The sequence below is a fragment of the Streptomyces sp. NPDC007875 genome (assembly GCF_042868035.1).
Taxonomy (GTDB): domain Bacteria; phylum Actinomycetota; class Actinomycetes; order Streptomycetales; family Streptomycetaceae; genus Streptomyces; species Streptomyces antimycoticus.
In genome coordinates, this window is the sequence record NZ_JBIADZ010000002.1 from 354,914 (window position 1) to 377,884 (window position 22,971).

General features: G+C 69.5%; 20 protein-coding genes and 2 tRNA genes. 15 read left to right on the forward strand and 7 right to left on the reverse strand.

What is annotated here, in order from left to right; all coding sequences use genetic code 11:
• Positions 1–2 precede the first annotated feature (2 nt).
• Genes yidD through rpmH form a run of 3 tightly spaced genes read right to left on the reverse strand, consistent with a single transcriptional unit; the run spans position 3 to position 862 of the window.
• The gene (yidD, locus tag ACFYOY_RS05335) at positions 3–320 is read right to left on the reverse strand and encodes a membrane protein insertion efficiency factor YidD (RefSeq protein ID WP_014061973.1); all 318 of its coding nucleotides are present in this window, start codon (positions 318–320) and stop codon (positions 3–5) included.
• Positions 317–700 (reverse strand): ribonuclease P protein component, encoded by a 384-nt coding sequence (gene rnpA / locus ACFYOY_RS05340; protein WP_079059322.1) that lies wholly within the window; start codon positions 698–700, stop codon positions 317–319. Before rnpA ends, yidD begins: the two co-directional genes overlap by 4 nt.
• Before the next feature lie 24 nt (positions 701–724).
• Positions 725–862, reverse strand: a complete 138-nt coding sequence (gene rpmH / locus ACFYOY_RS05345) for a 50S ribosomal protein L34 (protein ID WP_009716483.1) — start codon at positions 860–862, stop codon at positions 725–727.
• A gap of 479 nt (positions 863–1,341) precedes the next feature.
• Here rpmH and dnaA point away from each other — a divergent pair, with 479 nt between their 5' ends.
• The 11 genes from dnaA (at position 1,342) to ACFYOY_RS05400 (ending at position 15,647) form a co-directional block, all read left to right on the forward strand.
• On the forward strand, positions 1,342–3,147 hold the full coding sequence (gene dnaA / locus ACFYOY_RS05350) for a chromosomal replication initiator protein DnaA (protein ID WP_388585286.1): 1,806 nt from the start codon (positions 1,342–1,344) through the stop codon (positions 3,145–3,147).
• Between the two features lie 827 nt (positions 3,148–3,974).
• Positions 3,975–5,105 (forward strand): DNA polymerase III subunit beta, encoded by a 1,131-nt coding sequence (gene dnaN / locus ACFYOY_RS05355; protein WP_059143747.1) that lies wholly within the window; start codon positions 3,975–3,977, stop codon positions 5,103–5,105.
• A 104-nt stretch (positions 5,106–5,209) separates the two neighbouring features.
• Complete coding sequence (gene gnd / locus ACFYOY_RS05360) at positions 5,210–6,091, forward strand: phosphogluconate dehydrogenase (NAD(+)-dependent, decarboxylating) (RefSeq protein WP_059143748.1); 882 nt, start codon at positions 5,210–5,212, stop codon at positions 6,089–6,091.
• Positions 6,092–6,146: 55 nt separating this feature from the next.
• A complete protein-coding gene (gene recF / locus ACFYOY_RS05365; protein ID WP_351883625.1) occupies positions 6,147–7,289 on the forward strand; it encodes a DNA replication/repair protein RecF in 1,143 nt (380 codons plus the stop codon).
• Positions 7,286–7,828 (forward strand): DciA family protein, encoded by a 543-nt coding sequence (locus ACFYOY_RS05370; protein WP_351883623.1) that lies wholly within the window; start codon positions 7,286–7,288, stop codon positions 7,826–7,828. Before recF ends, ACFYOY_RS05370 begins: the two co-directional genes overlap by 4 nt.
• Before the next feature lie 309 nt (positions 7,829–8,137).
• The gene (gene gyrB, locus ACFYOY_RS05375; protein WP_351883621.1) at positions 8,138–10,168 is read left to right on the forward strand and encodes a DNA topoisomerase (ATP-hydrolyzing) subunit B; all 2,031 of its coding nucleotides are present in this window, start codon (positions 8,138–8,140) and stop codon (positions 10,166–10,168) included.
• A 42-nt stretch (positions 10,169–10,210) separates the two neighbouring features.
• On the forward strand, positions 10,211–12,835 hold the full coding sequence (gene gyrA / locus ACFYOY_RS05380) for a DNA gyrase subunit A (protein WP_351883619.1): 2,625 nt from the start codon (positions 10,211–10,213) through the stop codon (positions 12,833–12,835).
• A 3-nt stretch (positions 12,836–12,838) separates the two neighbouring features.
• On the forward strand, positions 12,839–13,618 hold the full coding sequence (locus ACFYOY_RS05385; protein ID WP_351883617.1) for a DUF3566 domain-containing protein: 780 nt from the start codon (positions 12,839–12,841) through the stop codon (positions 13,616–13,618).
• A gap of 61 nt (positions 13,619–13,679) precedes the next feature.
• A tRNA-Ile gene (locus ACFYOY_RS05390) sits at positions 13,680–13,753 on the forward strand.
• Positions 13,754–13,945: 192 nt separating this feature from the next.
• Complete coding sequence (locus tag ACFYOY_RS05395; protein WP_003958712.1) at positions 13,946–14,080, forward strand: DLW-39 family protein; 135 nt, start codon at positions 13,946–13,948, stop codon at positions 14,078–14,080.
• Between the two features lie 211 nt (positions 14,081–14,291).
• Positions 14,292–15,647 carry a hypothetical protein gene (locus ACFYOY_RS05400; protein ID WP_351883615.1) on the forward strand — a complete coding sequence of 452 codons (1,356 nt, stop codon included), beginning with the start codon at positions 14,292–14,294 and terminating at the stop codon, positions 15,645–15,647.
• A gap of 82 nt (positions 15,648–15,729) precedes the next feature.
• On the opposite strand, the gene ACFYOY_RS05405 is transcribed toward ACFYOY_RS05400, so the two are convergent.
• Complete coding sequence (locus ACFYOY_RS05405; protein ID WP_351883613.1) at positions 15,730–17,430, reverse strand: protein kinase; 1,701 nt, start codon at positions 17,428–17,430, stop codon at positions 15,730–15,732.
• Positions 17,431–17,475: 45 nt separating this feature from the next.
• Positions 17,476–18,024 carry a DNA-binding protein gene (locus tag ACFYOY_RS05410; protein WP_078642446.1) on the reverse strand — a complete coding sequence of 183 codons (549 nt, stop codon included), beginning with the start codon at positions 18,022–18,024 and terminating at the stop codon, positions 17,476–17,478.
• Between the two features lie 118 nt (positions 18,025–18,142).
• Here ACFYOY_RS05410 and ACFYOY_RS05415 point away from each other — a divergent pair.
• Together ACFYOY_RS05415 and ACFYOY_RS05420 are read left to right on the forward strand one after the other, a co-directional pair.
• Positions 18,143–18,215 (forward strand) — tRNA-Ala (locus ACFYOY_RS05415).
• A gap of 187 nt (positions 18,216–18,402) precedes the next feature.
• A complete protein-coding gene (locus ACFYOY_RS05420) occupies positions 18,403–19,548 on the forward strand; it encodes a response regulator (RefSeq protein ID WP_351883611.1) in 1,146 nt (381 codons plus the stop codon).
• Positions 19,549–19,680: 132 nt separating this feature from the next.
• Here ACFYOY_RS05420 and ACFYOY_RS05425 read toward each other — a convergent pair whose 3' ends face one another.
• On the reverse strand, positions 19,681–20,403 hold the full coding sequence (locus ACFYOY_RS05425; RefSeq protein ID WP_351883609.1) for a DUF5324 family protein: 723 nt from the start codon (positions 20,401–20,403) through the stop codon (positions 19,681–19,683).
• 296 nt (positions 20,404–20,699) lie between these two features.
• On the opposite strand from ACFYOY_RS05425, the gene ACFYOY_RS05430 reads away from it, so the two are divergent.
• The gene (locus tag ACFYOY_RS05430) at positions 20,700–21,233 is read left to right on the forward strand and encodes a peptidylprolyl isomerase (protein ID WP_059143818.1); all 534 of its coding nucleotides are present in this window, start codon (positions 20,700–20,702) and stop codon (positions 21,231–21,233) included.
• Positions 21,234–21,344: 111 nt separating this feature from the next.
• The gene (locus ACFYOY_RS05435; protein ID WP_351883607.1) at positions 21,345–22,229 is read left to right on the forward strand and encodes a rhomboid family intramembrane serine protease; all 885 of its coding nucleotides are present in this window, start codon (positions 21,345–21,347) and stop codon (positions 22,227–22,229) included.
• A 347-nt stretch (positions 22,230–22,576) separates the two neighbouring features.
• On the opposite strand, the gene crgA is transcribed toward ACFYOY_RS05435, so the two are convergent.
• The gene (gene crgA, locus ACFYOY_RS05440) at positions 22,577–22,834 is read right to left on the reverse strand and encodes a cell division protein CrgA (RefSeq protein WP_030827826.1); all 258 of its coding nucleotides are present in this window, start codon (positions 22,832–22,834) and stop codon (positions 22,577–22,579) included.
• Positions 22,835–22,971: the final 137 nt, after the last annotated feature.

A 22,971-nucleotide genomic window follows, 5' to 3' on the forward strand; every position in this document is an offset into this window, starting at 1 on the left:
AATCAGGCTCCTTGGGCGTTGGGCTGGGTCTCGGGCTGTGCGGCAGGCTCCACAGTCGGATGCCCGCCGAGGCGGTTCCGCAGCCGCTGGTGCCACACCGGACGCTTCCGGGGCGGAACGTGGTCGACGCCACCGAGCGACCATGGGTTGCAGCGCAAGATGCGCCAGGCCGTCAGCGCCGTTCCTTTTACCGCGCCGTGCCGGTCAATGGCCGTGTAGCCATAGTGCGAGCACGACGGGTAGTACTTGCAGACCGGTCCCAGCATCGGGCTGATGGTCCACTGGTACAGCTTGATCAACCACAGCAGCGGGTACTTCATCGCGGCACCCCTCCCAGTAGCCGCTGCACTGCCGTGTCGAGATCGCGGGCCAGCTGGTCGTGACCCGCCTCACCCGCACCGGGCAGCGCCCGTACGACCACAAGGCTACCTGCGCCAAAACGATCGATGCGGTCCCGCATCAGATGACGCAGTCGCCGCTTCACCAGATTGCGGACGACGGCGCCGCCGACCGCCTTGCTTACGACGAAACCCGCACGCGCCGGAGGAGCACTCTCCCCGGATGCGTGCGGGTCCGTATCACCGCTGGTGAGGCCGGTGCGAAGATGCACGACAAGGAGCGGGCGACCGGCCCTGCGTCCTCGGCGTACCGCGGCCGCGAAGTCCTCGCGCCGCCTCAGCCGATGCTCGGTAGGCAGCACGTCATGGACCTTGGATCAGGCTGCTCAGGCCGACAGGCGTCCGCGACCCTTGCTACGGCGGGACGCGAGGATCGCGCGGCCGGCACGGGTGCGCATACGCAGCCGGAAGCCGTGGGTCTTCGCGCGGCGACGGTTGTTCGGCTGGAAAGTGCGCTTGCTCACTCGGGGGCTCCAGAAATGAATCGGATGGTGGCGGTCTATCGCTTGGCTGTCACCGTGCGCCCACGAGTAGCTCGCAATACGCCCGAGTGCACCGCTTCACGATCACAGGTCATCTCGCCCGTGATCCTTGCCCATCGGAGGCAGGCGGCAGCAGCCATCGACAACTCGACCTGGTTACGGTACGCGCGGTTACGCCATCCGGTCAAACCGGTGGCCGACACCAAGGCAGCGCGGTTCCGGTCCCAGCGTAGGGGCAAGGGAACGCCCGGCGACATCGCATGGCACATTTGTACACACCCTGTGGACAACGACTTGAACCGCGTACCCCGGCCTGACTACCGTGGCTGGGCTCCGATTCCTTCACGCCCGTCCCGAGAACCACGCATTCGTGGGACCTGTCGGCGTCCCCCACCCAGCGAGCTGAGAGAGCGTGCCCTGTGGCTGACGTACCTGCCGATCTTGCCGCAGTGTGGCCACGCGTGCTCGAGCGGCTGCTGGGAGAGGGCTCGGGACAGGGCGGACAAGGCGTCGAGGCCAAGGACGAGCACTGGATCAAGCGGTGCCAGCCCCTCGCGCTCGTCGCCGACACCGCTCTGCTCGCCGTCCCCAATGAATTCGCCAAGGGCGTGCTGGAGGGCCGGCTGGCCCCCGTCGTCAGCGAAACGCTGAGCCGGGAGTGCGGCCGCCCGATCCGCATCGCGATCACCGTCGACGAGTCCGCCGGCGAACCGGTCGTCCCGCCGCAGGTCCAGCGCGAGCAACGCGAGTCCTACGAGAGCCGCGAGCAGCGCGAGTCCTACGAGAGCTACGACGGCCGGGACGGCTATGGCCGCCAGGCACCGGACGATCTGCCGTCGGCCCGCCCCGCGTACCCCGGCTATCAGCAGCCGCGCCCCGAACCGGGCGCCTGGCCGCGGCCCCGTGACGACTACGGCTGGCAGCAGCCCCGGCTCGGCGGCTTCCCCGAGAGCGATCCTTACGCCTCCCAGCACTCCTCGTCCGGCTATGACCAGCAGCCGTACGACCAGCAGCGGCGCGGCGACTACCGCGGGCCCGGCGCCGAGCGCCCCGGGCCGGGCGGTCCCGGCGGCGGCCCCGGGCCCGGCCCCGAGCGCCCGCCGTACGAGCAGCGCCACGACCTGCCCGACCCGCTGGAGCGCGCCCGCGGTGGACCGCCCGTCCTGCCCTCGCAGACCGGCGCCCCCGGCCCGCTCGCCGCTCAGCCCGCCCCCGCGTCCGGCCCCGGTGAGCCGACCGCGCGGCTGAACCCCAAGTACCTCTTCGACACCTTCGTCATCGGCGCGTCCAACCGCTTCGCGCACGCCGCGGCGGTCGCCGTGGCCGAGGCACCGGCCAAGGCGTACAACCCGCTGTTCATCTACGGGGAGTCCGGGCTCGGCAAGACCCACTTGCTGCACGCCATCGGTCACTACGCGCGCAGTCTGTATCCCGGCACCCGGGTGCGCTATGTGAGCTCGGAGGAGTTCACCAACGAGTTCATCAACTCCATCCGCGACGGCAAGGCGGACGCGTTCCGCAAGCGCTACCGCGACATGGACATCCTGCTGGTCGACGACATCCAGTTCCTGGCGAGCAAGGAGTCGACGCAGGAGGAGTTCTTCCACACCTTCAATACGCTCCACAACGCCAACAAGCAGATCGTGCTCTCCTCCGACCGGCCGCCCAAGCAGCTGGTCACCCTGGAGGACCGGCTCCGCAACCGCTTCGAGTGGGGCCTGATCACCGATGTGCAGCCGCCGGAGCTGGAGACGCGTATCGCGATCCTCCGTAAGAAGGCGGTCCAGGAGCAGCTGAACGCGCCGCCGGAGGTGCTGGAGTTCATCGCCTCGCGGATCTCCCGCAATATCCGTGAGCTGGAGGGCGCGCTCATCCGCGTCACCGCCTTCGCGAGCCTGAACCGGCAGCCGGTGGATCTCGGACTCACCGAGATCGTGCTGAAGGATCTGATCCCCGGCGGCGAGGACGCGTCCCCGGAGATCACCGCCACCGCGATCATGGCCGCGACCGCCGACTACTTCGGGCATACGGTCGACGATCTGTGCGGCGCCTCCCGCAGCAGGGTGCTGGTCACCGCGCGGCAGATCGCGATGTATCTCTGCCGGGAGCTGACCGATCTGTCGCTGCCCAAGATCGGCGCGCAGTTCGGCGGCCGCGACCATACGACGGTCATGCACGCCGACCGCAAGATCAGGGCGCTGATGGCCGAGCGGCGCTCCATCTACAACCAGGTGACCGAGCTGACCAACCGCATCAAGAACGGCTGAGAGGGCCCGCAGGGCCACCGCGAACCGCTGAAGGGCGCTCCGGGAGGGACAACTCCCGGAGCGCCCTTCGTCGTTCATCCCTACGAGCTGTTCGATTCGCTGCCCGGCCGGCCCGGTTCTCCACAGATACGCGACCCATCCACCGTCCACACCCTGGGGACGTGGGAGTTGTCCCGATCGCGTCCACAGGGTGTCCGGTGGGGAGAGCATCCGCCGAGGTCAGGTGGTTGTGGAATTGTGGCTATCGGGAGTCCACAGACTGTGGATGATCGAGATACCCACAGGCCGCGTGTCAGCTTGTCCACCGGCAACCCACAGCCGAAGGCCCGTTGCCCACAGCTTCTCCACACCGCTGTCCACTGTTCGGCAACGAAATGGCCACGGTCACCGGCGCGAGTGAAAGGCGTCACACCAAGGAGGCGGGTTGGGCTGTGGGGAAGGTGGGTAAAACTGGGGACGGCGCTGGGGAGAACCGGGCGATGTCTGTGCATCGCATGTGCAGAACTCTTCGGCATCCACAGACAACCCTGGTTGTCCACCGCCGTCACCCACAGGCCCGGTGGACAAAAAACCGCCGCTGACCAGGGAAAAGTCAGTTTTCCACGGTTTCCACAGGCCCTACTACTACGACCACAGAGTTATAGCGAGGAAATCGCTTCGAAGTGGGGCCTGTGCACAACCTCGGGTCGAGCCGCCCGACACCCCGCGCACCGACTTGACCCCGAGCCGCACCGACTGTCGGCGGCGTGCGTCAGACTGGTCTCCGGCTACTCAGCCGACGACGAAGGCCAGCAGGGCGAGCCAGCAACAGCAGGAGGCGGCTTACGGTGAAGATCCGGGTGGAGCGCGATGTACTCGCGGAGGCGGTGGCCTGGACGGCCCGCAGCCTCCCGGCCCGACCTCCGGTGCCCGTCCTCGCGGGCATCCTCATGAAGGCGGAGGAAGGCGCGCTCAGCCTCTCCGGCTTCGACTACGAGGTCTCGGCCCGCGTCTCCGTGGAGGCCGACATCGAGGACGACGGCACGGTCCTCGTCTCCGGCCGGCTCCTCGCCGACATCTGCCGAGCCCTCCCCAACCGCCCTGTGGAGATCTCCAGCGACGGGGTGCGGGTGACCGTCGTCTGCGGCTCCTCGCGCTTCACACTCCACACCCTGCCTGTGGAGGAGTACCCGGCGCTGCCGCAGATGCCGACCGCGACCGGCACCGTCCCCGGTGAGGTCTTCGCCGCCGCCGCTGCCCAGGTCGCCATCGCCGCCGGCCGTGACGACACCCTGCCGGTGCTCACGGGTGTGCGGATCGAGATCGAGGGCGACACCGTCACGCTGGCCTCCACCGACCGCTACCGCTTCGCGGTCCGCGAGTTCCTGTGGAAGCCCGAGACCCCCGACATCTCCGCCGTCGCGCTGGTGCCCGCCAAGACCCTCCTCGACACCGCCAAGTCGCTGACGAGCGGTGACACGGTCGCGCTCGCGCTCTCCGGCTCGGGTGCGGGCGAGGGCCTGATCGGCTTCGAGGGCGCCGGGCGCCGCACGACCACCCGGCTGCTCGAGGGCGACCTGCCGAAGTACCGCACGCTCTTCCCCACCGAGTTCAACTCGGTCGCGGTGATCGAGACCCCTCCGTTCGTCGAGGCCGTCAAGCGTGTGGCCCTGGTCGCCGAGCGGAACACCCCGGTGCGGCTCACCTTCGAGCAGGGCGTGCTGATCCTGGAGGCCGGATCCAGCGACGATGCACAGGCTGTGGAGCGGGTGGACGCCCAGCTCGACGGCGACGACATCTCGATCGCCTTCAACCCGACGTTCCTGCTGGACGGCCTCAGCGCGATCGACTCGCCGGTCGCCCAGCTGTCCTTCACCACCTCGACCAAGCCCGCGCTGCTCAGTGGCAAGCCCGCCATGGACGCCGAGGCGGACGAGGCGTACAAGTACCTGATCATGCCGGTGCGACTGAGCGGCTGAGAGCGAGCGAATGAGCAGGTGTAGCCCACATCTGTGCGGCTACCCGCGGGCGTAGGCTCGGACTCACCGCGAAACGCAACGCACTACGGCATGAAGGATCACTGATGGAGCTCGGTCTCATCGGCCTCGGCAAGATGGGCGGCAACATGCGCGAGCGCATTCGCCGCGCAGGCCACACCGTCATCGGATACGACCGGAACCCGGACGTCGCCGATGTCCACAGCATCGATGAGCTCGTCAACAAGCTCAAGGGCCCCCGCGTGGTGTGGGTCATGGTCCCGGCGGGCGTCCCCACTCAGATCACCATCGACGAGCTGGCCGAGCTGCTGTCGCCCGGCGACATCGTGGTGGACGGCGGGAACTCCCGCTGGACCGATGACGAGAAGCACGCCGAGCAGCTCAACGCCAAGGGCATCGGCTTCGTCGACTGCGGTGTCTCCGGCGGTGTCTGGGGTCTGGAGAACGGCTACGCGCTGATGTACGGCGGTGCCGCCGAGCATGTGGCCAAGGTCCAGCCGATCTTCGACGCGCTCAAGCCCGAGGGCGAGGGCGGCGCCGTCCACGCCGGCAAGGTCGGCGCGGGCCACTTCGCCAAGATGGTCCACAACGGCATCGAGTACGCGATGATGCAGGCGTATGCCGAGGGCTGGGAGCTGCTGGAGAAGGTGGACTCGGTCACCGACGTCCGCGAGGTCTTCCGCTCCTGGCAGGAGGGCACGGTGATCCGCTCCTGGCTGCTGGACCTGGCCGTGCGCGCCCTGGACGAGGACGAGCACCTGGCCAAGCTGCGCGGCTACGCGGAGGACTCCGGTGAGGGCCGCTGGACCGTGGAGGCGGCGATCGACAACGCCGTGCCGCTGCCCGCGATCACCGCCTCGCTCTTCGCCCGGTTCGCCTCCCGTCAGGAGGACTCGCCGCAGATCAAGATGATCGCCGCGCTGCGCAATCAGTTCGGCGGTCACGCGGTCGAGAGCAGCGACAAGTAACCACCCCACGGGGTGGAGCAAGCAGTTCAGCCGGGGGAGGTCGGCGCAGCCCACTATGCACGTCACGCATCTCTCGCTCGCCGACTTCCGCTCGTACACCCGGGCCGAGGTGGCGCTCGACCCGGGCGTCACGGCCTTCGTCGGGCCCAACGGCCAGGGCAAGACCAATCTCGTCGAGGCCGTCGGCTATCTCGCCACCCTCGGCAGCCACCGGGTCTCCTCCGACGCCCCGCTGGTGCGCATGGGCGCGGAGCGGGCCGTGGTCCGGGCCGCGGTCGTCCAGGGTGACCGGCAGCAGCTGATCGAGCTCGAGCTCAACCCGGGCAAGGCCAACCGCGCCCGTATCAATCGGTCCTCGCAGGTCAGACCGCGTGATGTGCTGGGGATCCTGCGGTCGGTGCTGTTCGCGCCCGAGGATCTGGCCCTGGTCAAGGGCGATCCGGGCGAGCGCCGACGCTTCCTCGACGAGCTGATCACCGCGCGGGCGCCCCGGATGGCCGGGGTCCGCTCCGACTACGACCGGGTGCTCAAGCAGCGCAACACCCTGCTGAAGACCGCGGCCCTGGCCCGGCGGCATGGTTCGCGCAGCGGCGGCGGCGACGCGGCCCTGTCCACGCTCGACGTCTGGGACCAGCATCTGGCCCGGGCCGGTGCCGAGTTGCTCGCCCAGCGGCTCGATCTGATCGCCGTGCTCCAGCCGCTCGCCGACAAGGCGTACGAGCAGCTCGCCCCGGGCGGCGGCCCCGTGCTGCTGGAGTACCGCGGCTCGGCCGGTGAGGGGCTGACCGACGCGGGCAGCCGCGAGGAGCTGTACGAGCTGCTCATGGCCGCCCTCACCGAGGCCCGTAAGCAGGAGATCGAGCGCGGGGTCACGCTGGTCGGCCCGCACCGCGACGACCTGGTCCTCAAGCTGGGCCGGCTCCCGGCGAAGGGCTACGCCAGCCATGGCGAGTCGTGGTCGTACGCCCTCGCCCTGCGGCTGGCCTCCTACGATCTGCTGCGCACCGAGGCGGGCGAGCCGGTGTTGGTGCTCGACGACGTCTTCGCGGAGCTGGACCAGCGGCGCCGGGAGCGGCTGGCCGAGCTGGTCGCCCCCGGGGAGCAGGTGCTGGTGACCGCGGCGGTGGAAGATGACGTTCCGCAGGTGCTGTCCGGCACGCGCTATGCGGTGTCCGAGGGCGAGGTGCGGCGCGTATGACCGACGGAATGGACCAGTCGGCGGGGCCCTCGCCGGTGCCCGAGCCCTCAGGCGTCGATCTTGCGCGGGTGGCGCTGCGCGCCGCCAAGGAGCAGGCGCGCGCCCGGGGAGCGGCGGCCCAGCAGAAGAAGCAAGCGCGCAGAGGGGGCTTGCGCTCCGGCGCGCGCGCCGATGGCCGCGATCCGCTTCCGCTCGGTGCGGCGATCAACCGGCTGATCACCGAGCGCGGCTGGGAGGCCCCGGCCGCGGTCGGCGGGGTGATGGGCCGCTGGCCCCAGATGGTGGGGCCCGAGGTGGCGCAGCACTGCGAGCCCCAGCGGTACGACGAGGACGCCCGGGTGCTCACGGTGCGCTGTGACTCCACGGCGTGGGCGACCCAGCTGCGGCTGCTCGCCCCGCAGCTCGTGGCCCGGCTGAACGCCGATCTGGGTCATGGCACCGTCAAGATGATCAAGGTCCTGGGCCCCGGCGGCCCGGCCCGCCGCTACGGCCCGCTGCGCTCCCCGGGCTCCACCGGCCCGGGCGATACCTACGGCTGACCGGGGGCTTGTGCGCCCCGTGTTAACCGTGGGTAACAGGGTGACTGCTGAGACCCCGGTCACGGTTGCCGGTGGTTGACAGCTCGAAGCGCTGAGTGGCGGTGTGAGCCTCTTGGAGCCCGTCCCCGCATATGGGGAGTCGCTGGCAGCCGGTTCAGGGCGGCACATGCGGACTCAGGCGGCAGCAAGCCCCCATTCTTGTCGGCGCTACCGGTAGACTGGGGCCGTACACCGTCGCCGCCGGCGCACCGAGCGCTTGCGGACACATGTTGAACGACGCAGCCGCTCCCGCCTGCCCGGAGACGGCTTGTGCTGTGCCAGAAAGGGCGCTTCGTGGCCGATTCCGGCAACCCCATCGAAAACATCCCGTCCACGCCCGACGACGAGGCCCTGGCTTCGCCGTCGTACGACGCCAGTGCGATTACCGTCCTGGAGGGGCTGGAGGCGGTCCGCAAGCGACCCGGTATGTACATCGGTTCCACCGGTGAGCGCGGCCTGCACCACCTCGTCCAGGAGGTCGTCGACAACTCCGTCGACGAGGCCATGGCCGGTCACGCGGACAGCATCGAGGTCACGATCCTCGCCGACGGCGGCGTCCGCGTCGTGGACAACGGCCGCGGGATCCCGGTGGGCATCGTCCCCTCGGAGGGGAAGCCGGCCGTGGAGGTCGTGCTGACCGTGCTGCACGCGGGCGGCAAGTTCGGCGGCGGCGGCTACGCCGTCTCCGGCGGTCTGCACGGCGTCGGCGTCTCCGTCGTCAACGCCCTGTCCTCGAAGGTGTCGGTCGAGGTCAAGACGGACGGCTACCGCTGGACCCAGGACTACAAGACGGGAGCGCCGACCGCGCCCCTGGCCCGGAACGAGGCCACGGAGGAGACCGGCACCACGGTCACCTTCTGGGCGGACCCGGACGTCTTCGAGACCACCGAGTACTCCTTCGAGACGCTGGCCCGGCGCTTCCAGGAGATGGCGTTCCTCAACAAGGGCCTGTCGATCTCGCTCAAGGACGAGCGCGAGGCCCATGTGGACGAGGAGGGCAAGCCGCTCTCCGTGAAGTACCACTACGAGGGCGGCATCGTCGACTTCGTCACCTACCTCAACTCCCGTAAGGGCGAGCTTGTCCACCCCACGGTGATCGGGTTCGAGGCCGAGGACAAGGAGCGGATGCTCTCCCTCGAGATCGCGATGCAGTGGAACACCCAGTACACCGAGGGTGTCTACAGCTTCGCGAACACCATCCACACCCATGAGGGCGGCACCCACGAGGAGGGCTTCCGCGCCGCGCTGACGTACCTGATCAACAAGTACGCGCGCGACAAGAAGCTGCTCCGGGAGCGCGACGACAACCTCACCGGTGAGGACATTCGCGAGGGTCTTACCGCGATCATCTCGGTCAAGCTGGGCGAGCCGCAGTTCGAGGGCCAGACCAAGACCAAGCTGGGCAACACGGAGGCCAAGACCTTCGTCCAGAAGATCGTCAACGAGCATCTCGCCGACTGGCTGGACCGCAACCCCAATGAGGCGGCGGACATCGTCCGCAAGGGGATCCAGGCGGCGACGGCCCGGGTCGCGGCCCGTAAGGCGCGGGATCTGACCCGCCGTAAGGGGCTGCTGGAGACCGCGTCGCTGCCGGGCAAGCTGAGCGACTGCCAGTCCAATGACCCGTCGAAGTGCGAGATCTTCATCGTCGAGGGTGACTCCGCCGGCGGCTCGGCCAAGTCCGGCCGTAACCCGCAGTATCAGGCGATCCTCCCGATCCGCGGCAAGATCCTCAACGTCGAGAAGGCCCGGGTCGACAAGATCCTGCAGAACAACGAGGTCCAGGCGCTGATCTCCGCCTTCGGCACCGGGGTGCACGAGGACTTCGACATCGCCAAGCTTCGCTATCACAAGATCATCCTGATGGCGGACGCCGATGTCGACGGCCAGCACATCAACACCCTGCTGCTGACCTTCCTCTTCCGCTTCATGCGCCCGCTGGTCGAGGCGGGGCATGTCTTCCTGTCCCGTCCGCCGCTCTACAAGATCAAGTGGGGCCGGGACGACTTCGAGTACGCGTACTCGGACCGGGAGCGGGACGCGCTGATCCAGGTCGGCCGTGAACAGGGCAAGCGCATCAGGGACGACTCGGTCCAGCGCTTCAAGGGTCTGGGCGAGATGAACGCCGAAGAGCTGCGGGTCACCACGATGGACCCCGACCACCGCGTCCTGGGCCAGGTCACTCTGGACGACGCGGCGCAGGCCGACGACCTGTTCTCGGTCCTGATGGGTGAGGACGTCGAGGCACGGCGCTCGTTCATCCAGCGCAACGCCAAGGATGTCCGCTTCCTCGACATCTGAGTCGGCCCCCAGCCGCAGACGACAGAAGGACTTTGACCAGCAATGGCCGACGAGAACACCCCGAACACGCCCGATGAACTGACCCCCGACGAGCTCGCCGAAGGCGCCGCACTCCGCGTCGAGCCGGTCGGCCTCGAGACGGAGATGCAGCGCTCGTACCTCGATTACGCGATGAGCGTGATCGTCAGCCGTGCGCTGCCGGACGTCCGGGACGGCCTCAAGCCGGTGCACCGCCGGGTGCTGTACGCGATGTACGACGGCGGGTACCGCCCCGAGAAGGGCTTCTACAAGTGCGCCCGCGTCGTCGGCGACGTCATGGGTACCTACCACCCGCACGGTGACTCGTCGATCTACGACGCCCTGGTGCGGCTCGCTCAGCCGTGGTCCATGCGGATGCCGCTGGTCGACTCCAACGGCAACTTCGGCTCCCCGGGTAACGACCCCGCGGCGGCCATGCGGTACACCGAGTGCAAGATGGACCCGCTGGCCATGGAGATGCTCCGGGACATCGACGAGGAGACCGTCGATTTCCAGGACAACTACGACGGCCGTAACCAGGAGCCGACGGTCCTGCCGGCGCGCATCCCGAACCTGCTGGTCAACGGCTCGGCGGGGATCGCGGTCGGCATGGCCACCAATATCCCGCCGCACAATCTGCGCGAGGTCGCCGAGGGCGCCCAGTGGTTCCTGGCCAATCCGCAGGCCACTCAGGAGGAGTTGCTCGAGGCCCTGATCGACCGGATCAAGGGCCCGGACTTCCCGACCGGCGCGCTGGTCGTCGGCCGTAAGGGCATCGAGGAGGCGTACCGCACCGGGCGCGGCTCGATCACGATGCGCGCGGTCGTGGAGGTCGAGGAGATCCAGGGTCGGCAGTGCCTGGTGGTCACCGAGCTGCCGTACCAGGTGAACCCGGACAACCTCGCGCAGAAGATCGCCGACCTGGTGAAGGACGGCAAGGTCGGAGGCATCGCCGACGTCCGCGACGAGACCTCCTCGCGCACCGGCCAGCGCCTGGTCATCGTGCTCAAGCGGGACGCGGTCGCCAAGGTCGTCCTCAACAACCTCTACAAGCACACCGATCTGCAGACCAACTTCGGCGCGAACATGCTGGCGCTGGTCGACGGTGTGCCGCGCACCCTGTCGCTGGACGCGTTCATCCGCAACTGGGTGACCCACCAGATCGAGGTCATCGTCCGCCGGACCCGCTTCCGGCTGCGCAAGGCCGAGGAGCGGGCGCACATCCTGCGCGGTCTGCTCAAGGCCCTGGACGCGATCGACGAGGTCATCGCGCTGATCCGGCGCAGCGACACGGTGGACACCGCGCGCGGCGGCCTGATGGGCCTGCTGGAGATCGACGAGATCCAGGCGAACGCGATCCTGGAGATGCAGCTGCGGCGGCTGGCCGCCCTGGAGCGTCAGAAGATCATCCAGGAGCATGACGAGCTGCAGGCCAAGATCGACGAGTACAACGCGATCCTGGCCTCGCCCGAGCGGCAGCGGCAGATCATCAGCGAGGAGCTGACCGCGATCGTCGAGAAGTTCGGCGACGACCGGCGCACCAAGCTGGTGCCCTTCGACGGTGACATGTCCATCGAGGACCTGATCGCCGAGGAGGACATCGTCGTCACGATCACGCGTGGCGGCTATGTGAAGCGCACCAAGACCGAGGACTACCGCTCCCAGAAGCGCGGTGGCAAGGGCGTGCGCGGGACGAAGCTGAAGCAGGACGACATCGTCTCCCACTTCTTCGTCTCGACCACCCACCACTGGCTGCTGTTCTTCACCAACAAGGGCCGGGTCTACCGGGCGAAAGCGTACGAGCTGCCGGACGCCGGCCGGGAGGCGCGCGGCCAGCATGTCGCGAATCTGCTGGCGTTCCAGCCCGATGAGAAGATCGCGCGGATCCTGGCCATCCGGGACTACGAGGCGGTGCCGTATCTGGTGCTCGCCACCAAGTCCGGCCTGGTGAAGAAGACCCCGCTGAAGGACTACGACTCGCCCCGCTCGGGCGGCGTGATCGCGATCAACCTCCGGGAGATGGCGGACGGCCGCGAGGATGAGCTGATCGGTGCCGAGCTGGTGTCCTCCGCGGACGATCTGCTGCTGATCAGCAGGAAGGCCCAGTCGATCCGGTTCACGGCGACGGACGAGTCGCTGCGGCCGATGGGGCGCGCGACCTCCGGTGTGAAGGGCATGAGCTTCCGCGAGGACGATGAACTCCTGTCGATGAATGTCGTCCGGCCCGGTACGTTCGTGTTCACCGCCACCGACGGCGGGTACGCGAAGCGGACCAACGTCGACGAGTACCGCGTCCAGGGGCGCGGCGGCCTCGGGATCAAGGCAGCGAAGATCGTCGAGGACCGCGGTTCCCTGGTCGGGGCGCTGGTGGTCGAGGAGACCGATGAGATCCTCGCCATCACGCTCAGCGGTGGCGTGATCCGTACCCGGGTCAATGAGGTCAGGGAGACGGGCCGTGACACCATGGGCGTCCAACTGATCAACCTGGGCAAGCGCGATGCCGTCGTCGGCATCGCCCGGAACGCCGAGGCCGGTCGTGAGGCTGAAGAGGTCGAGGAAGATTCCGCGACCGGGAGCGCGCCAGCCGAGGAGGCCGCGTCCGAGGCGGTCGAGGGCACACCGCCCCCGGCCGACGAGACCGAGGAGTAAGTCGTGAGTGGAGCCACGGGTGCCGCGGGCGGCGGTGCGGACGCCGGAGGGCGTCCGGGATCGGGAGCCCAGACTTCGGCGGGCGGCACCACCGCTGGGGAAGGCGCCCGTGGCCCGGCCGGGGACTCCGCCCCCGCTTCGGTGACGGAGACCCGGAAGCTGCGGCCGCAGCGCGATCCGCATCCGAAGCCCCAGTACTCCAGCCCGCTCCCCAACGAGCGTCCCGCACCCGCCCAGCCCGCGCAGCCGTACCACCCGCCGCAGGCCTACGCCCCGCCGCCCGGCGGCGGGGCCGGACAGGGCGGCTCCGCGGTGCCCGGGCAGCCGGGCCAGGACGCCCATTCGGGGCACCAGCAGGCCGCCACGGCCGTCCGCCGCCCCCGTACGCCCGCGGGGGCCCGTCCGGCTCCGCGGACCCGTAAGGCGCGGCTGAGGGTCGCCAGGGTCGATCCGTGGTCGGTCATGAAGGTCAGCTTCCTGCTCGCGATCGCGCTGGGCATCTGCACCGTGATCGCGGTGGCGGTGCTGTGGATGGTCATGGACGCCATGGGCGTCTTCAGCGCGGTCGGCGGCACCATCAGCGATGCGACGGAGTCGCAGGAGGGCAGCGGGTTCGACCTGGAGTCCTTCCTGTCGCTTCCGCGTGTCCTCGGGTTCACCGGGATCATCGCCGTGATCAACGTGGTGTTGGCCACCGCGTTGGCCACGCTCGGGGCCTTCATCTACAACCTGTCGGCGGGCTTCGTGGGTGGCGTCGAGCTGACCTTGGCCGAGGACGAGTAGCGGCCCGCCGTTACCGATTTTGGGACGGGGCAGGTCGTGCGCTAATCTTTCGGTGCAGCGCGGGGCTATAGCTCAGACGGTTAGAGCGCTTCCCTGATAAGGAAGAGGCCACAGGTTCAAGTCCTGTTAGCCCCACCGTCGCGATCAGCCTGGATGGAGATCTTCTTCATCCAGGCTGATGTCGTATGGGGGGCCGGGAGTTGATCCCCGGTTCCTTCCCGGTTTCTCACCGGTCAATGCCGGTCATAGGTCACCGATCGGTATCGGTCGGTGTGTATCATCGGGCGCCAGAGGTCCCCTACGTCAAGAAAGAGACGAGGTAGCGCGGTGAAGAAGCTGCTCCTGGTCGCACTGGCCGCCATCGGCGGGCTCCTCGTGTACCGCCAGATCCAGGCGGATCGCGCCGAGCAGGATCTGTGGACGGAGGCGACCGACTCCGTGCCCGCAGGTTCGGGTGTGTGAGTTCCTAGCTCCTAAGACAGTCCCAGTACGGGGCCCCGACCGCTGGAGCGGTCGGGGCCCCGTCGGCTTTACTGGCGCCGTGCGGGGAAGGGGCAGGGGCGCCGGGGGATGGGATGACGGGGGGCCTTCGTGTTTCACTCTCGCAAACGAATAGCTTGCACAGGCAAAGTTGAACGGGCCGACCGGCCGGTACGACGAGGAGTGACGCGCGATGAAGGACCGCCGCAAGGTCAGGGCCGGTCTCGCCGCGGTGGCGGCACTGTGCGCGGTGGCCGCGGCGCCGGGGATGTCCCTCGCCGACGGCACCGCCGGGGCCCGGGCGTACGAGACCCGCGGCACCCGGATATCCGGCGCCGACGCCGACTCGGGGGCCCCATCCCTGGCGGCCGGCCGCACCTATGTCGACAGCCTCGGGCCGGGCGAGAAGCGGTACTACGGCGTGACGCTCGACACGAAGTCAGCCGCCTATGTCTCAGCGGTCGCCGCGCCCAGGCCGGGTGCGGACGTGACCTCGTACCGCGATGGTGTGAAGGTGACGCTGGAGAGCCCTGACGGGGGCATCTGCGGCACCGCCGCCCCGAAGATCGAAACCAATGGCGTCGCCTATCCCCTCGCCGACTACGCCTCCCGCCAGATCGACTCCGGCCCGGCCTCCTGCCATGAAGCGGGGCGCTATGTGGTGACGGTGGAGCGCCAGGACGGGTCACCGGACCCGGAGCGCTGGCCTGTGGAGCTCCGGGTGATGGTGGAGCCACCGGTGAAGGGCGGGGCCACGGGAGCGGCTCCGGAGGGGAGTTGGAGCACTCCGTCACCCAAGCCGCCGGACGGCACTCCCTGGCCGCGGCGCGGCGGACGCGGCTTCACCGACGCGCCGACCGTGGGGAGCGGGGTGTGGAAGGACGAGATCACGCCGGGGGAGACGCACTTCTACCGGGTGCCCGTCGACTGGGGGCAGCGCCTCACCGCCGCCGCCGAACTGTCCGCCGACGGCAAGGACCAGAGCACCCGTCTGCTCGACCGTGCCCTGGCGATGCACGCGTACAACCCGGCGCGCGGGCTCGCCAAGCGGGGCATCCCCGCCGCGCAGGACGGCGAATCGCCCCGCACCCAGGTGGCCACCGCGCCGGTGGCCTACGGAAACCGGTATGCCAACACCGGCTCCACGGTCCGCGCGATGAGCTTCAGCGGTGGGTACTTCCTGGCGGTCACCCTCAACCCGCCGCAGGTGCCACCGCATCTGAACGACCCGGTGCCGGTCGTCCTGCGGGTACGGGTCGTGGGCGCCGCGCGCGGCGGGCCCAGCTACGACAAGGATCCGGTCGAGGCGGGGTTCGGCCTCACGGCGGCCGACCGGAAGGCGGCCAAGCGCCATCCGGACGCCGCGGACGATGACCGGATGGCGAGTCCTGGCTCCAGCGCCGCCGACTCGAAGAAGACCGCGCTGCGGGTGGTGGGGTACGCGGGGATCGGCACGGGGACGGCCCTGGTGCTCGGGCTCGGCGTGTGGACGCTCGCCGCCCGGCGCCGGGCGGCGGCACAGCGGTACGGGCCCCCGCCGGGCTGGTAGTTGGGGGCGCTGCTGTCGCCGGGGGTGCGTCAGGGGGGCGCCGTCGGCGTATAGGCGACGTCAGCTCGCGGCCCGTCCGTGCTCAGCCCGCGGCCACCAGCGCCCATGCGCCGACGGCGAAGCACATCGCCGCGACGATCAGGATCGAGAGCGCCGCTTTCCGGGACGGCCCGGGACGCCGCCGCGTCGCCGCGGGAACCTGCGGCCGTTCGGCGGTGTATGGACGAGTAGAAGGAAAGTCACGCGGGAGCGGCGTTGGTGTCGGGGTCGGAGTCGGCGTGGGTGTCGGCGTTGGCGTCGGTGTCGGCGAGGGAGCCGCGGTCGGAGCGGAAGCGGGGGTGGGCGTATGCGGGTGCGCATGGTGCACCGGCTGTCCGGGGTGTGGGGGCTGTTGTGCGTGGTGCGGATGGTGCACGGGTGGCTGTGCCGGTGGGAGCGGGGCCGCCGTCGAGGGGGTCGGCGGGGTCAGTGGGTGGGGCATCGACTGCGGCATCGACGGCCGCTGGACCGGCGGGGGCGGAGTCGCGGGCCGGGCGGTCGGCGGCGGGGGCGTCGGTGTCGGTGGGCCCATGGGCTGGGGCGGTGGAGTCCGGCTCAGGGGCGTCTGGGGGTGCGGGGGTTCGGCGTGTGGGACGCCGGAGGACGGAGCCCCCGGAGACCCGGTGTGCGGGGCCTGGCCGGACGGGGGCTCGGTGCGCGGTGTCCCTGGCTGGTCGGTCCGGGGGAGCGGCGGCGGGAGGGTGAAGCTGCCGGTGTCGGACATGGACGGCTGTGGGGCGGCCGGCTGGGGAGGGGACGCCTCGGCTGCGGGGCCCGCGTCAGCGGCGGTCTGAGACCGGGAGGGCGCCGCGCCGTTCGCGCCGTTGTCTCGGGGCGGGTCCGTCTTCGCGTGGCGGCGGCGCGGCCGGGTCGGCCCGTTGGAGTCGAACCCGGCGGGCAGCGGCCCGAGCTGGTCGAAGACCTCGATGGCATCGTCGTCCAGGTCGGCCTCGGGCAGCAGGTCGACCGCCGTCGCCAGCGCCTTCCGCGCTCCCGTGGCGGTGCGGAAGCGGTCCTCTGGGTCCGGCTGCAGCAGACCCGCGATCACCTGCCACAGCGGCTCTGGCACCCCCGTGGGCGCGTTCGGCACTCCCTGCTCGAAGAGCTTGACGAGCGCCTCCGCGTCCGGCTTGTGCCCGTTGAGCAGATAGAGCGTCACCAGTCCCACGGCGAAGAGGTCCGCCGGGAAGTCCGGGTCGTCGCCCATCATCTGCTCGGGCGCGAAGTAACCGGGCGTGCCCATCACGTAGTTGGCCTCGGTCAGGCGCGGCTCGCCCTTGGTCAGCGCGATGCCGAAGTCGGACAGCCGGACATGCGGCCGCCCGGTCCCGGTGGATTCCAGCAGGATGTTCGCGGGTTTGATGTCCCGGTGCACCACGCCCTCGGCGTGTACCGCAGCCAGTCCGGAGAGCAGCTGGTCGAGCAGGGTGCACACATAACGGGGCGGCAGCGGGCCGTAGTCCCCGATGAGATGGGCGAACGAGCCGCCGCCCACCAGATCCATGGTGAACAGGACTTTGTCGTCGTCGGCCGCCCAGCTGGCCGGCGCCAGCACATGGGGGTGATCGATCCGCAGGGCCTGTTCCCGGACGAAGCGCAGCAGCGTATGGGCGTCACGTTGCTGGAGCACCTTCGCTGCCACGTACCGTCTGCGGCGGTGGTCCCAGACGCGCCATACGGCGCCCACGCCCCCACGCCCGATCGGGTCCACCAGCTCGTACCGGCCCGCGAAGATCTCACCCATCGCGCCGTGCCCGCCCCGTCATCGACTCGTCAGCAGTTCAGCCCGTCAGCTCTGGTGCGCCTCGTAGTGGGCGACCGCATCGGCGGTCCGCCCGGCGCCGTACACACGGAGAAACTCTGCCAGCTCGGGGTGGGTCGGGGCGAGGGAGTCGGCGGCATCGATGATGTCCCCCGCGGCCGCCACGGACCGCAGCAGCGACTGGATCTCGCGCACCACTCGCCGAACGGTCGGGGCGCCCGTGCTCGTCGCCGTGGACTGGGTGGAGTTGAGGACCGAGCCCCCCGCGGACTTCTTGATCTCCTCCATACGCTCGGCGGCCTCGGCGGCGCTGACCCTGCCGTCCGCCGCCTGGCTGGACAGTTCCTGCAGGGCCTGCACCCGCTGGACCACGGCGGGGTTGCCGATCTTGGCGCGCTGGCCGCTCATGAGCTGCGAGAGCATGGGCGCGGACAGCCCGAGGACGGCGGCGAGACGGGCTTGGTTCAGACCGAGATCATCGATGAGACGGCGAAAGAGCGCCCCCAGCGGTTCCCCGTACCAGCTGCGCTGAAGCTCCCGTGCGCGCGCGGTGGCATCCTGCTGTGTTGCGTCCATCTCGCTCTCCCCTTCGCTTCGCTGCCGCGAATCTTGCGTGGCATCCTACGGAGAGCGCTACGCACGAGCGATACCCGGTCGGGAATGGTGGCCGGTAGCGGGTATCCTGATCGGCGACGGGGCCTTAGCTCAGTTGGTAGAGCGCCGTCTTTGCATGGCGGATGTCAGGAGTTCGACTCTCCTAGGCTCCACCTTCGTCACCAGCCAGGACATCGTGATCGGTGTCCTGGCTGGTTTGTTTCGTCCCTGATATCTGTGTTGCCACTCCTGTCATTGACCGGCGCAACACCCGCGGGATGCTCCAGGGTGTTTTTCACAACTCGGGCAGATCGCCCGGGAGTCGTCTGATCGGCGCGAGCCGCCGTACAGGGGGACACGATGGGTGAGCTGCATCCGCTGGGCGAGAACCTGCCCGAGGAGTGCCGGGCATTCGCTGTGGAGCTGAGGAAGCTGTTCCTGGGGCTGGGGATCTCCGTGCGCAGATACGCCGTGCGCAGACACCGGGATCCGAGCACCATTTCGCGGTTTCTGAGCGGCACCCGCATCCCGCCGTGGGAGTTCGTCTTCGATCTGTTCACCGATCTCGCGGCGCGGCGGGGCGTCGCTCCCACCCCCGCCGCCATCGAGCTGGTGCGGGAGCTGCACCGGGCAGCGGTCCGCACCAGCCGCTCCCCGGGGCATGCCATGGAGATCCTGCAGATCCAGCTGGCCGACGCCGACCGGGACGCGCGGGTGTCCATGGCACACCAGGACGTGCTGGGCGAGGCGCTGCTGGACCGCAAGCACCGCATCGCCGATCTCGAGGTGCGGCTGAACCAGGCCGAGGCGGCATGGGCCACGGAGCGTGCCCGGGCGGACGCGCTGGAGCGGGAGCTCCCGGACCGGAAGGAGCTGATCAAGGAGCGGGATCTGCTCCGCCAGGAGGTGGGGCGGCTCACCGAGGAGCTGGAAGACGTGCGGCTGCGGGGCCGGCTGGCGGAGGAGCGCTGTCTGGTCCTGGAGCGGCAGCTGGCCATGGTGGAGTCGCAGCCCCCGGCCGCGGTGCCGCAGCCGGAGGACGAGCCCGCGGCCCGGCCCGCGGCGCCCAAGCGGGGCACCGGGCCACGGCCGAAGATCCTCGTGGTGGACGACCAGCAGAACAATCTGCTGGCCATGGAGGCCGTGCTGGCCACGCTCGACCAGGAGCTGGTGACCGCGACCTCCGGGCAGGAGGCCCTCAAGGCGCTGCTCGACCATGACGACTTCGCGGTGATCCTGCTGGATGTGCAGATGCCCGAGATGGACGGCTATGAGACAGCGGCCCACATCAAGCGGCGTTCTCGTAACCGCGACATCCCGATCATCTTCCTCACCGCGATGGGCGCCGACCCCGAGAACGCATCGAGGGGCTATGCGGCCGGTGCGGTGGATTACATGGCCAAGCCGTTCGACCCCTGGGCGCTGCGGGCCAAGGTCTCGGTCTTCACCGAGATCTTCCTGGAGCGCCGGCAGCGCCGTTCCCAGGGGGAGGACCCGGCGGACTGAGCCGGAGCCCCGACCGGGCCGGATCGGACCGAGCCGGGCCGGTCCGGGGCCGGAGACGGGACGAGGGGCGGGAGATCATCAGATCTCCCGCCCCTCGCGGAGAGGCGCGCCGGACGCCGTGTGTGGCGTCGTTCAGCGCTCGTCGTCCCTGCGGGCCTCGGCCTCGGCCTGCTTGGCCTGCACCTCGGGGTTGAGGGCGCTCTGGTCGCTGCCGTCCACCGCCGAAAGCCGCTCGCGGTCGCCCACCTCGGTTGCCGCCGGGGGCTCGACCAGCCAGTCGGGGTTGGCCTGCTTGTCCCACCACTTCCACGCGGCGAAGACGCCCGCGCCGACCAGTCCGATGAAGGCCGCACGCTTGGCGACGCGGGCGGCCCGGGCCCGGCGGCGGTGCTTCCTGGCCAGCTTCTCGATCTCCGCGGCCGTCACATGGGTGCGCAGCGCCGCGATGGCCGCGGCCGTGCGGACGGCGGCCTCCTCGCGCGCCGGTCCGGCGGCGGCGCGCACCCCGGCCATCGCCTGCTCCATCCGCGGACCGGTGTAGTCGGCGGCGTGGCGGGCTGCCTTACGGGTGCGCTTGGCGGCCCGGGTGGCGGCCTGGTCCACCTTCGGCGGCAGGGTGCCACGGGCCTGGTTGAGCATGGGCTCGATATGGGCGTGGTACTGGGCACCGGCCGTGCACCGGGCCTGATGCGCCGCGGTCGACACCTTCGGCGCCAGCCGTACGCGGGCCTCGTGCGCGTAGCGCGATGCGGTGTCCTTGGCCGTGCCGGCGTAGGGTGCCACCGCCTCCGCGGCGTGCAGGACGCTGCCCTTGGCTGTGCCGGTCGCGGCTCGCACGCTGTCAATGCGGGTCACGGGATCCTCCTCCTCGGTGGCGTGGTCAAGCTCCCGGGTTCAGAGTCGTGCGCTTTCGTCGCGCGCTCTATTTGCCCAGTTTCGTGTTTCCATCCCAAGAAAGATCATGCCTGTTTGTGGAGATCATGCCCGTTCGCAGCACAGGCGGCATGCGTGACCGGGCATCTGGGTCATAGGGAGGATTCTCGTAGAAATCACGCGGATCGGCGCGCCCAGCGCCGCCTCCGCGGCTACTCGTCGACCTTGCGTCCGTGCGAGGATCAGGAGACGGAAGTGAAAACGATGGAAGGTTGATCGTGGCCGAGCAGCTTTACGCCACCCTGAAGACGAACAATGGCGACATCGTGGTCCGGCTGCTGCCGAACCACGCCCCCAAGACGGTCAAGAACTTTGTTGAACTGGCCGAAGGCACTCGCGAGTGGACCCACCCGGCCACTGGCAAGAAGGCCAAGGAGAAGCTCTACGACGGCACCGTTTTCCACCGGGTGATCAGCGGCTTCATGATCCAGGGCGGGGACCCGCTGGGCAACGGGACCGGCGGCCCGGGCTACGAGTTCGGTGACGAGTTCCACCCGGACCTGGCCTTCAACAAGCCGTACCTGCTCGCGATGGCCAACGCCGGCCCGGGCACCAACGGCTCGCAGTTCTTCGTCACGGTCTCCCCGACCGCATGGCTGACCGGTAAGCACACCATCTTCGGCGAGGTCGCCGACGAGGCCAGCAAGAAGGTCGTCGACGCGATCGCGGGCACCGCGACCAACCCGCGCACCGACCGTCCGCTGCAGGACGTCGTCATCGAGTCGGTCGTCGTGGAGACCCGCGAGGGCTGAGCCCGTACGGGGAACTTTCATGCCCCGCTTGTCCGTGTGAACAAGTGTCCGTGTGAACAAGCGGGGCGGGGGAACGCCCGATCAGAAGTGGACAAGGGGCGAGGGGACATCATGGAGGACCAGGCGGTCTGTTGCTATCGGCACCCCCAGCGGGAGACCGGCATCAGCTGCACCCGCTGTGAGCGCCCGATCTGCCCCGAGTGCATGATCAGCGCCTCTGTGGGGTTCCACTGCCCTGAGTGCGTGAGCGGACGGGTGCCCGCCGGGGCCGGGGCCTCGGCCGCCGGTCCCCCGCCGCGTGCCGTCCAGCCGCGCACCATGGCCGGCGGCACGATCACCTCGGACCCCCGGCTGATCACCAAGATCCTGGTCGCCATCAACATCGCGGTATGGCTCGCGGCGCTGTCCGCGGGCGACCGGCTGGTGAACGATCTCGACCTGGTCGGGCGGGCCTACGACCCCGGCGCGGCGCAGATCGTCGGAGTCGCCGAGGGCCAGTGGTGGCGGCTGGTCACCTCGATCTTCCTTCACCAGCAGCTGATCCACATCGCCTTCAACATGCTCTCGCTGTGGTGGATCGGCGGACCGCTGGAGGCCGCGCTCGGCCGCGTCCGCTTCATCGTGCTCTACATGCTGTCGGGGCTGGGCGGCAGCGCGCTGTCGTATCTCCTTGCCGCGCAGAACCAGCCGTCGCTGGGCGCCTCCGGCGCGATCTTCGGCCTGCTCGGCGCCACCGCCGTGCTGATGCGCCGGCTGAACTACGACATGCGGCCGGTCATCGCGCTGCTGGCGCTGAATCTGCTCTTCACCTTCACCTGGTCCGGAATCGCCTGGCAGGCCCATGTCGGCGGCCTGGTCGCGGGCACGGTGGTGGCGTACGGGATGGTGCATGCGCCCCGCGAGAAGCGGGCGCTGGTGCAGCGCGGGACGTGCGCCCTGGTGCTGCTCGCGATCGTCGCCATGGTGTGGATCCGGACGATCCAGCTCACCGGCTGAGCGGGGCGGTCGGCCGGCGCTCGGCAGGCCACCGCGGACGTCCTCCCGCAGAGCCGTCCGAAGGGCCGTGGACGGTTCCCGGCGATCTCCGGTGCGTGGGGCCGAGCCGGGCTCGGTCAGTTGTCCACAGCAAGTGGTGGATCATACGCAACCTGTGGAGAACCTGCGCACGACCCCCGACTGACCTGCGTTTTCGCAGGAAGGCGGGGGTGTGAACGATCGAACAGACGCCCGTCGCCGGTCACACCGGCGTCAACACGGCAGAGGTTATCCACAGATCTTCTGAGTTTTCCCCGGCTGTGGATAACTCTGTGGACAACCTGGGGACCGGCGTGGGGACAGCCGGGTCACTTCCACTGGGTGGAGACGACGAACCCCGCGGCGATGAAGCCGAAGCCGACCACGATGTTCCAGTTGCCGAGCGACTCGACCGGCATATCGCCCGTGGTCACGTAGAAGATGACGATCCACGCGAGGCCGATCAGGAACATGGCCAGCATCAGCGGTGCCACCCACCGGCGGCCGCTGTTCAAGTTGATGCTGGCTGCCTGCTTCGCCGGCGGCGGTGTGAAGTCGTCCTTCTTGCGGATCCGTGACTTCGGCACGAGGAACTCTCCTGTCGATGCGCTGCGTGACCGCGCGGGGATGTGTACGGACGGCGCCGGGGCGGGACAGCGACGGGGACCACGTCCCTCCCCCACACGTCCGTTAGCGTAGTCCTTCCGCGGCGTCGTAAGGAGTA